At 72.5% G+C, this 735-nt stretch carries 1 protein-coding gene; it reads left to right on the top strand.

Features of this window, described 5'->3' with window-relative positions; translation table 11 throughout:
• A partial coding sequence (locus P9228_RS26005) for a hypothetical protein (RefSeq protein WP_278056448.1) occupies window positions 1-735 on the top strand: 735 nt, incomplete at both ends.

The following is a 735-nucleotide window of genomic DNA, read 5'->3' as shown; positions in this document are numbered from 1 at the left end:
CGCCACGGGTGATACCGGAGCAACCGGCGCCACCGGCTCGACAGGTGCAACCGGCGCCACAGGTGCGACCGGCGCCACGGGTGATACAGGCTCGACTGGAGCAACAGGCGCAACGGGCGATACCGGAGCAACGGGCTCGACGGGCGCGACCGGAGCTACAGGCGCCACCGGCTCGACCGGCGCGACCGGAGCAACCGGCGCCACAGGTGCGACCGGCGCCACGGGCGATACCGGAGCAACGGGCACAACCGGAGCAACCGGCGCCACAGGTGCGACCGGGGCCACGGGTGCGACTGGCGCCACGGGCGATACCGGAGCAACCGGAGCAACCGGCTCGACCGGTGCGACCGGAGCAACCGGCGCCACAGGTGCGACTGGCGCCACCGGCGATACCGGGGCAACAGGTGCCACCGGCGCCACGGGCGATACCGGAGCAACGGGAGCAACCGGAGCAACCGGCGCCACAGGTGCGACCGGCGCCACCGGTGATACCGGAGCAACCGGTGCGACCGGAGCAACAGGTGCGACTGGCGCTACCGGCGATACCGGAGCAACGGGAGCAACCGGAGCAACAGGTGCCACCGGCGCCACGGGCGATACCGGAGCAACGGGTGCGACCGGAGCAACCGGCGCCACAGGTGCGACCGGCGCCACCGGTGATACCGGAGCAACGGGCTCGACGGGTGCAACAGGTGCGACCGGCGCTACGGGTGCAACGGGTGCGACCGGCTCGAC

It is taken from the genome of Mesorhizobium sp. WSM4898, from assembly GCF_029625845.1.
Taxonomy (GTDB): Bacteria; Pseudomonadota; Alphaproteobacteria; order Rhizobiales; family Rhizobiaceae; genus Mesorhizobium.
This window is presented reverse-complemented; position numbering and strand designations above follow the sequence as displayed.